Genomic DNA, 8,703 nt, shown 5'->3' with positions numbered 1-8,703 from the left:
AAGGCCGTTGTGGAACGCCACTCCGCCTACGGCTCCGTGCCGTTCCACAACGGCAGCGTCGATCAAAAGCCAAAGGGGGTTCCTTCTTGGATGCCGATCCGGGGTCCCCTTCCAACACCGTTTGACATGTTGATCTCGCCGACCTGCTGCTCGTTGACCAGCGAACCGGTGGATGTGGTGATCAGCCCCTTCTCGCCGCGGAGCTCTGGACCGCGAGATCGGCCTCGATGGCCTTCAGGCACAATCCTGGATGCGCGGCAGCAGCCAGTCGCTGGCCCGGCGCGTCGCGTCGAAATTGGCGGAAAACTGGTCGTCCACATGGGCTTGGGTGTAGACATTCGCAATCTGCGCCGCCTTGTAGGCCTGGGTCGATGTAAAGCCAATCTCGATCACATACGTGCGGCCGACGCGCTTCAACGACAGATTGTTGGTCAGGTAGATAAAAGCCGCCTCGCGCTGAGCCGCGTCCAGTTTTTCGGAGGTCAGCTTGGGCGGGGGAAGGATCTATTCCTTGACGGCGCGGATGCCGGATTTCACCGCGGAGATCCCGCTCGCCGCGAGCGACTGCACATTGTCGTCGTCCAGAACCCGATCGATTCCAATCTTGGCAATCACCGAGTTGGCGATGTTCATGGACTTCAGCACTTCCACCTGGCTGTCCACAGCGCCGGTGTCGAGACCCAACTCCGACAAGGCGGTTACTGCAACCTCGTCATTGACCCTGGACTTGCTGTCGAGAAGCAGCTGTGTACCGGCAAAATAGACTGACGTCTTCGCGATGAAATACACCAAGCCCAGCGTGGCGCCGATGAAGACCCCGATCAGGACTGGCCGCATCTGCCGACGCACGGCCGCCCGCATGCCGGAGAAATCGATGGAAGGAATGGCACTCTCGCTTTGAGAGCTACCTTCGTAGCGAAGCCCTCCGCTCGACCTTTTCGGAGACTGCGGCACGATACGACCCCTCGTGGCTACACTAGACATCAACTCTCGGGCAGCACGTTAGCGCACCCCCGCCGCGAAGGCCAGCGCTGCAGCGCACACAGGCGGTATCTTGGCACGTTTCGGGCAAAAAAGTTCGCGTGGGGGCCCTGTTCCACGCAGTTTCCGCACTGCAAACGGCGCACGGGTTGCGCCCATCCAGTCGGCGGTTGTGTCGCAGGCGCTTCCGCGATGCGAAATGAGACGCAGGATCGCGGCCCGATCGCGATTTCAGATGTATTTTTGAGCATTTGCTCGAAAATCGCCTTTCTGGCTGGCAGCGAGATCGGGAGCTTGACTGAAATTTCTGGCGCACTGCGGGGAACCACCTGCGCGCGCGTCTTTCACGGATGCACGCGTCGAGCGCGGACGGTGGAGGGTGCGTCGCTGAGGTCGCTTCCCAATGGACTGCGACGGGCAAAAATCCATTGAGATTTGGCCCACGGGGGGCTAATCCCTGTTGCGATGCAACATGCGACCGGAGCCTTAGGGCGAAAGTTGCACAAGACAGGGCTGGGCCATGCGTGTGACCATGATCGGAGCGGGCTATGTGGGCTTGGTCTCCGGCGCGTGCTTTGCGGATTTCGGCCATACGGTAACGTGCATCGATACGCACGAGGGCAAGATTGCCGCCCTAAAGCGCGGTGAAATCCCGATCTTCGAGCCTGGCCTCGACGATCTCGTGGCGTCGAACGTGAAGGCCGAGCGGCTGTTCTTCACGACCAGCCTCGCCGAAGGCGTTGCCGACGCCGAAGCGGTGTTCATCGCGGTGGGCACGCCCTCGCGCCGTGGCGACGGCCATGCCGACCTCTCCTATGTGCACCAGGCTGCGCGCGACATCGCCAGCGCGATCACGGGTTATACGGTGATCGTCACCAAATCCACTGTGCCGGTGGGGACCGGCGACGAGGTGGAGCGCATCATCCGCGAGACCCGGCCCGACGCCGAGTTTTCGGTGGTCTCCAATCCCGAGTTCCTGCGCGAAGGCGCCGCCATCATCGACTTCAAGCGGCCCGACCGCATCGTGGTGGGCACCGACGAGGAGCGCGCCAAGGAGGTGATGACCAACCTCTACCGTCCGCTCTTCCTCAACCAGTCGCCGCTGCTGTTCACGTCTCGCCGCACGGCGGAGTTGATCAAGTATGCGGCCAATGCCTTCCTTGCCACCAAGATCACCTTCATCAACGAGATCGCGGACCTGTGCGAGAAGGTCGGCGGCAACGTGCAGGACGTGGCCCGCGGCATCGGCCTCGACAACCGCATCGGCTCCAAGTTCCTGCACGCCGGCCCCGGCTATGGCGGCTCCTGCTTCCCGAAGGATACTCTCGCCCTCATCAAGACCGCCCAGGACTATGATGCGCCCATCCGCATCGTGGAGACGGTGGTTTCGGTGAATGACCAGCGCAAGCGCGCCATGGCCCGCAAGGTCATCGCCGCGCTCGGCGGTTCGGTGCGCGGCAAGACCGTCGGCGTGCTGGGCCTCACCTTCAAGCCCAACACCGACGACATGCGCGATGCCCCGTCGATCGCCATCATCACCGCGCTCCAGGATGCCGGCGCCATCATCAGGGCGCACGATCCCGAAGGCGTCGAGCAGGCCAAGCTGGTGCTCGGCAACGTCGACTATGTGGACAGCCCCTATCAGGCGGCGGACGGGGCCGACGCCCTGGTCATCGTCACCGAATGGGACGCCTTCCGCGCCCTCGACCTCAAGCGCATCCAGTCGATGATGGCCCAACCGGTGGTGGTGGACCTGCGCAACATCTACCGCCCCGAAGAGATGGCGGGCCTCGGCTTCAAGTACAGCGGCGTCGGGCGCGGCCTCGCCGACGCCTGAAGCCTAGGTCGCGGACGCCGGAGGACGTTCCGGCCGGATTCTATCGCGATCCGGACGGTCAACCGTGCTTCCGCCCAGGCCAGGAAGCGGATTTGCTGCTCGGGCTCCAGCAGCTCGGGCAGATCTCGCGCCAGTCCGGGCAGCGGTTTTTGCAGCTGCCCGGCGAAGGCCTCGGGACACTTCTTTGTGGACCACGCCAGTTGCTTGTAGCAACGTGACCTTAACCCAGCTTGAGGCCCGCGCCATGACCACTTCGTCCACCGAGTCCCCGATGGCGGTCGGCGGAAAGATCGTCCCGGTCATTCTGGCCGGCGGCTCCGGAACCCGCCTCTGGCCGCTCTCACGCAACAGCCTGCCGAAGCAGTTCCTGCCCCTCGCCACCGAGAACACCATGTTCCAGGACACGCTGCTGCGCGCGGCGCCGGGCCCGGTGTTCGCCAATCCGGTGGTGGTGGCCAACGAGGAGTTCCGCTTCTTCGCCCAGCGCCAGGCGCGCGCCATCGGCATCGACGCCACCGTCATGCTGGAGCCGGCGCGGCGCGACAGCGCGCCGGCCCTCATCGCCGCCGCCGTGTGGGTGGCCGAGACCTATGGCCCCGAGACGCTGGTGCTGGCGCTCGCCTCCGACCATGTGGTGCTCGATCCCGCCGGCTTCGTGAAGACCGTGGAGATCGGCGCCGACGCCGCCCGCCTCGGCCGCATCGTCACCTTCGGCATCGAGCCCACCGAGCCGCGCACCAGCTACGGCTACATTCGCCTCGGCGCCAAGATCGACGAGCGCGGGTCCTACGACGTGGATTCCTTCGTCGAGAAGCCGGATCGCCCCACCGCCGAGCGCTATGTGGAAGCCGGCTACCTCTGGAACTCGGGCAACTTCCTCTTTCCGGCGGGGCTGCTGCTGACGGAGGCGGACGTGTTCGAGCCGGCCATCGCCGACGCCGCCCGCGCGGCCGTCGCCGAGGCCAAATCCGACCTCGGCTTCCTGCGACTCGATCCGGTTGCCTTCAAGTCCTCGCCGACCAAGTCCATCGACTTCGCGGTGTTGGAGCGTACCCGCCACGCCGCGGTGGTGCGCGGCAGCTTCGGCTGGTCGGACGTGGGTTCGTGGGATGCCCTGCACGAGATCGGCAACCAGGACGAGAGGGGCAATGTCACCGTGGGCATGGTGCAGCTGCTCGACAGCAGCAATTCCTTCGTGCGCTCGGACGGCCCTCTGGTGACGGCCATCGGCCTCGACGGCGTCTCGGTCATCGCCACCGAGGATGCGGTCCTGGTGATGCCTTCCAATCGCAGCCAGGACGTGAAGGCCCTGGTCTCGGCGCTCAAGGACTCCAACCGCAAGGAAGTGGAGGAGCACCTCACCATCCACCGGCCCTGGGGCACCTACCAGACGGTGTGCAAGGGCGATCGCTTCCAGGTGAAGAAGATCGTGGTGGAGCCGGGCGGCGTCCTGTCCCTGCAGAAGCACCATCACCGGGCCGAGCACTGGGTGGTGGTCCGCGGCACCGCCGAGGTGACGGTGGCGGATCGCAGCTACACCGTGCACGAGAACGAATCCACCTACATCCACATCGGCAGCGTGCACCGGCTCGGCAATCCCGGCCGCATTCCGCTGGAGCTGATCGAGGTGCAGACCGGCTCCTACCTCGGCGAGGACGACATCCATCGCTTCGAGGACATCTACCAGCGCGCCTGAGCGGGCGCGCCGGGGGCGGCAGGGTTCGGGCCCTCAGGCGGCCCCGCCCGCCTTCAGCAGCACCGCCAGGGCCGAGAGGATGTGGTAGAAGGAAGAGGCAGGTGCGGCCTCCGCCACAAAGCTACCGTCGGCCAGCCACTGGTCGTGCCACAGGCCTCGCACCGGAACATCCAGATACGCCTGCAGCGCCGCGAAGGCCTCCTCGGCCGCGGCCACGTAGTCGGTGCGGCTCGCGGCATCGCTCTCGGCCGCGGCGAAGATCAGGGCCGTGCGCAGGCGCTCCGTCTGCGCCCAGAGCCGCGCCCTCGGATCGCTCACCTGCCCCGTCGCATCCAGCGCAAACACCGCTGCCTTGCGCGCCGGATCGATGCCGAAGCGCGCCCCGAACCCATACATGCGCCGGCTTGCCGCGCGATGGTCCAGACCTAGCACCGGGCTGACGTGATCGAGCAGGTAAGCCCATTCGAACTGGTGGCCGGGCTCGCGTACGCCGCCTGATTCGCCAGCGGCGAAGCGCCAGTCGCCGTCATAATATTCGCCGATGGCGCCGCTTTCGGAATCGATGAGGCGCTTCGAAGCAAGGGCGACGATGCCACGCGCCACGTCCGCGAAGGGGTCCGCCACGCCGGCCGCCACCCAGGCGAGGTTGGCTTCCAGCAGATGCATGTGGGGGTTGGAGCGCAGGGGCAGCACGCGCGGGCGTGCCTCCTCGAAGCCGCCGGCGGGATGGCCGCGCTCGGCCTGAAGCTGCGTCGCCAGCGCGCGGGCGGTCGCGACGAGTTCATCGCCGCCGAGGCCGGCGGTGTGGGCATGGGCCAGCGCGAACAGGACGAAGGCTTGGTCGTAGAGGTCCGCGGTTTCGTCGAGGGGCCGGCCGTCGGGCGCGACCAGGGTGCGGAACAGCCCGTCGGGCCGGCGGTAATGGGCCAGCAGGAAATCGAGGCCGTGCCGTGCGGCCTCCCGCCAGGGGCCGTCCCACCCCAGCCGGCCGCCCTCCATATAAGCATAGGCTTGGCGGGCCTGTACCCTCAGGCGGCGGGACGCGGCCACCGGCGAGCCGTCCTGCGCGATCTTCTCGTGAAAGCCGCCGGCCGGATCGGCCCCCACGGTCCACCACAGCGGTAACGCCGCATCGAACAGCCACTCACGCGCCCAACGGGCCTGCGCTTCCAAAAGGGCCATCGCCATCACCCCATACCTCAATGGTCGGCACATTAGCCCGGCGGCCATCACAACGCGAAGGCGGTTCGGCCAGAGGAGATGCGGGCCGACAAAGTGCCGCAAGCCAAATCGCCGGCGATTGCCGCTCGGTACCCAAATCGGCGCAGGCACATCCCTTGCCCACCGCGCCGTTGCCTTCGCCGTGCAGCAATCCTAGAAGCGCGCCATGAAAGCCTTTCAAGCGCTCGACCTGCCAGAGGTAATTCTCGTGACGCCGCATCGCTTCAGCGATGCGCGCGGCTATTTCTGCGAGACCTACGTCAAGCCGCTCTATGCGGCGCATGGGATCGCCGCCGATTTCGTGCAGGACAACGAATCGCTGTCGGCCTTGCCGGGCACGGTGCGCGGCCTCACATGCAGGCGCCCCCCTTCGCCCAGGCCAAGCTGGTGCGGGTGCTGAGCGGCGCCATCTTCGACGTGGCGGTGGACGTGCGCAAGGGCTCGCCCACCTACGGCCGCTGGGCCGGGGCGCGCCTCACTGCCGAGTGCGGGGAACAGATGTTCGTGCCCCAGGGTTTCTGCACCCTCGTCCCGGACACGTGGGTCGCCTATAAGGTAGACGCATTTTACAACCGGGCGAGCGAACGCGGGATCATCTGGAACGACCCCGACCTCGCCATCCAGTGGGGCTTCGACGGCGAGACCAGCCCCTCCGACAAGGACCGGATTTTGCCGCGCCTCAAGGATTTCCAAAGCCCGTTCGTCCATACGGGCGGATGAAGCTGCGGCCGGTGGCGGGGCGGCAGTTGCAATGGTGAAGGGGGACGGCATGCGTGTACGGATGACAGGAGGAGCCGGCTTCTTCGGCTCGGCGGTGGTGCACCACCTCATGGGTGACGGATGCCACGTCCTCGCCTTCGACACGCTCGCCGGTGCGGCCGTCCAGATGGACTGCGCCCGCGAGCAGCGGAGAATCGGTGTCGCGCGCATCCTCCGCGCCACCACGAACGATTCCTCCAGGCTGGAGCTTGCATCGTGACGCGCATCCTTCTGTTCGGCGCTGGCGGCCAGCTCGGGCGCGAGGTGACAGGGCTTGCCGCCGCGTGCGGCATCGATCTCGTCGGCCTCGGCCATGATGCCCTGGACATCGCCGATCCGGTGGCGGTGGCCCGGGCGATCGAGGCGGTGCGGCCCGACGCGCTCATCAACGCGGCCGCCTATACCGCCGTGGACAAGGCCGAGACCGAGCCGGAGCTGGCGGCCCGCATCAACGCCTTCGCCCCTGGCCTCATCGCCGAGCGCTGCGCGCGCTACCGCACGCCCCTGGTCCAGGTCTCCACCGACTATGTGTTCGATGGCACCAAGACCGGTGCCTATGTGGAGGCGGACCCCATCGCCCCGCTGGGCGTCTACGGCCGCACCAAGGCCGCCGGCGAGGCCGCCGTGCGTGCGGCCAGCGAGCGGCACGTCATCGTGCGCACCTCGTGGGTCTATGGCGCCCACGGCAACAATTTCCTGAAGACCATGCTGCGGCTCGCCGCCGAGCAGGACCTGCTGAAGGTGGTGAGCGACCAGCGCGGCTGCCCCACCGCCACGCGCGACCTCGCCGAGGCGGTGCTGGCGGCAGCGGACGCTGCGGCGCGTGGTGACGCCCGCTGGGGCACCTATCATTTCGCCGGAACCGGCGCGACCAGCTGGCATGGCTTTGCCAGCGCCATCGTCGCGGCGGCGGCCGGGCACACCGGCCGCAAGCCGCAGATTTCCCCCATCACCACCGCCGACTACCCCACGCCGGCGAAGCGGCCGAAGAACTCGGAACTGGCCAGCGACTTGTTCGAGCGCAGTTTCGGCGTGCGGGCCCTCCCCTGGGAGCAGCGCGTGAGCGAGGTGGTGGATGCGCTCCTCACGCAGGGCAAGCCGGCCGAGGTCCCCGTGGAAGCCTCCTGAAGCAGATCATCCTCGCCGGCGGCATCGCCGGGGCCCCATCTGGAGCCGCGATGGAGGACACGCGGTCGCACTTTTGAACCGTGGCCACATCCTGTAGGGTGAGCGCGTCTCCCTACAGCCTCATGTGGCCGTCGCCGTTTCGGGCGCGCTTCGGGGTGTGCCGTGACCGGATTTTGAAGATGAGCAATTTCAACGAAGAGACCGTCACCAGCGTCCGCCACTGGACCGACACCCTCTTCTCCTTCACCTGCACCCGCGATCCGGGCCTCAGGTTCCTCAACGGCCAGTTCACAATGATCGGCCTCAAGGTGGACGGCAAGCCGCTGCTGCGCGCCTATTCCATGGCCAGCGCCAATTACGAGCCGGACCTGCAGTTCTTCTCCATCAAGGTGCAGAACGGCCCCCTCACATCCCGGCTCCAGCACCTGAAGGTGGGCGACAAGCTCCTGGTGGGTCGCAAGCCTACGGGCACCCTGGTGCAGGACAGCCTGTTGCCCGGCAAGCGGCTCTACCTTCTCTCCACCGGCACCGGCCTTGCCCCCTTCCTGTCGGTGGTGAAGGACCCGGAGGCCTATGAGCGCTTCGAGAAGGTGATCCTGATCCACGGCACCCGCACGGTCGCCGAGCTCGCCTACGACGAATTCCTCACCAAGGACCTGCTGAACCACGAGTTCCTCGGGGAGGAGGTGCGCAACAAGCTCATCTACTACCCGACCGTGACCCGCGAGCCGTTCCGCAACCAGGGCCGCATCACCGACCTCATCAATTCGGGCAAGCTGTTCGCCGATATCGGAGTACCGGCGATATCCCCGGAAGAAGACCGCCTGATGCTCTGCGGCAGCCCGCAGATGCTGAAGGAGGTGGTGGATTTGCTGGAGCAGCGCGGCTTCGCCGAGGGCAGCCAGTCGGCGCCCGGCCACTATGTCATCGAAAAGGCCTTCGTGGAGCGCTAGGTGTTTAGTCCCGGCATTTGGTGGGTTGGATTGAGCGTGAAATTTTCGGGCTCGATCGTCCAACGTTTGCAGATGAACTCGTAGGGCGTGAGACCCTTCAGGGTCTTGAGGCGCCGGGCGAAGCTGTA

The 8,703-nt window shown here is 66.4% G+C and carries 8 protein-coding genes and 2 pseudogenes; 6 read left to right on the top strand and 4 right to left on the bottom strand.

Features of this window, described 5'->3' with window-relative positions; all coding sequences use genetic code 11:
* Positions 1-234: 234 nt before the first annotated feature.
* Entirely contained in the window at positions 235-417 is a 183-nt protein-coding gene (locus K9U41_RS20235) for a hypothetical protein (protein WP_282642655.1), read from the bottom strand.
* A gap of 87 nt (positions 418-504) precedes the next feature.
* Entirely contained in the window at positions 505-954 is a 450-nt protein-coding gene (locus K9U41_RS20230; protein WP_282642654.1) for a Wzz/FepE/Etk N-terminal domain-containing protein, read from the bottom strand.
* 547 nt (positions 955-1,501) lie between these two features.
* Here K9U41_RS20230 and K9U41_RS20225 point away from each other — a divergent pair.
* Together K9U41_RS20225 and K9U41_RS20220 are read left to right on the top strand one after the other, a co-directional pair.
* Entirely contained in the window at positions 1,502-2,818 is a 1,317-nt protein-coding gene (locus K9U41_RS20225; RefSeq protein ID WP_282642653.1) for a UDP-glucose dehydrogenase family protein, read from the top strand.
* Positions 2,819-3,089: 271 nt separating this feature from the next.
* Complete coding sequence (locus K9U41_RS20220; protein WP_282642652.1) at positions 3,090-4,514, top strand: mannose-1-phosphate guanylyltransferase/mannose-6-phosphate isomerase; 1,425 nt, start codon at positions 3,090-3,092, stop codon at positions 4,512-4,514.
* Positions 4,515-4,547: 33 nt separating this feature from the next.
* On the opposite strand, the gene K9U41_RS20215 is transcribed toward K9U41_RS20220, so the two are convergent.
* Positions 4,548-5,696, bottom strand: coding sequence for an AGE family epimerase/isomerase (locus K9U41_RS20215; protein WP_282642651.1), 1,149 nt, complete (start codon positions 5,694-5,696; stop codon positions 4,548-4,550).
* A gap of 205 nt (positions 5,697-5,901) precedes the next feature.
* On the opposite strand from K9U41_RS20215, the pseudogene rfbC reads away from it, so the two are divergent.
* The 4 genes and pseudogenes from rfbC to K9U41_RS20195 all read left to right on the top strand — a co-directional run.
* Positions 5,902-6,362, top strand: a pseudogene (gene rfbC, locus K9U41_RS24000) (dTDP-4-dehydrorhamnose 3,5-epimerase); the annotation flags it as partial.
* 142 nt (positions 6,363-6,504) lie between these two features.
* Entirely contained in the window at positions 6,505-6,714 is a 210-nt protein-coding gene (locus K9U41_RS20205; protein WP_282642650.1) for an NAD-dependent epimerase/dehydratase family protein, read from the top strand.
* On the top strand, positions 6,711-7,622 hold the full coding sequence (gene rfbD / locus K9U41_RS20200) for a dTDP-4-dehydrorhamnose reductase (RefSeq protein ID WP_282642649.1): 912 nt from the start codon (positions 6,711-6,713) through the stop codon (positions 7,620-7,622). Before K9U41_RS20205 ends, rfbD begins: the two co-directional genes overlap by 4 nt.
* Positions 7,623-7,801: 179 nt before the next feature.
* The gene (locus tag K9U41_RS20195; RefSeq protein WP_282642648.1) at positions 7,802-8,575 is read left to right on the top strand and encodes a ferredoxin--NADP reductase; all 774 of its coding nucleotides are present in this window, start codon (positions 7,802-7,804) and stop codon (positions 8,573-8,575) included.
* Here the strand turns inward: K9U41_RS20195 and K9U41_RS20190 are convergent.
* Positions 8,572-8,703 (bottom strand): annotated as a pseudogene (locus K9U41_RS20190) (IS481 family transposase); the annotation flags it as partial. The gene K9U41_RS20195 and the pseudogene K9U41_RS20190 sit on opposite strands and share 4 nt — an antisense overlap.

The organism is Xanthobacter autotrophicus (assembly GCF_029991245.1).
Taxonomy (GTDB): domain Bacteria; phylum Pseudomonadota; class Alphaproteobacteria; order Rhizobiales; family Xanthobacteraceae; genus Xanthobacter; species Xanthobacter autotrophicus_C.
This window is presented reverse-complemented; position numbering and strand designations above follow the sequence as displayed.

Excerpts from the sequence above, each read along its gene's own strand:
- K9U41_RS20225 (WP_282642653.1), top strand. The coding sequence starts at position 1,502 with ATGCGTGTGACCATGATCGGAGCGGGCTATGTGGGCTTGGTCTCCGGC.
- K9U41_RS20220 (WP_282642652.1), top strand. The coding sequence starts at position 3,090 with ATGGCGGTCGGCGGAAAGATCGTCCCGGTCATTCTGGCCGGCGGCTCC.
- K9U41_RS20215 (WP_282642651.1), bottom strand. The coding sequence starts at position 5,696 with ATGGCCCTTTTGGAAGCGCAGGCCCGTTGGGCGCGTGAGTGGCTGTTC.
- K9U41_RS20205 (WP_282642650.1), top strand. The coding sequence starts at position 6,505 with ATGCGTGTACGGATGACAGGAGGAGCCGGCTTCTTCGGCTCGGCGGTG.
- K9U41_RS20195 (WP_282642648.1), top strand. The coding sequence starts at position 7,802 with ATGAGCAATTTCAACGAAGAGACCGTCACCAGCGTCCGCCACTGGACC.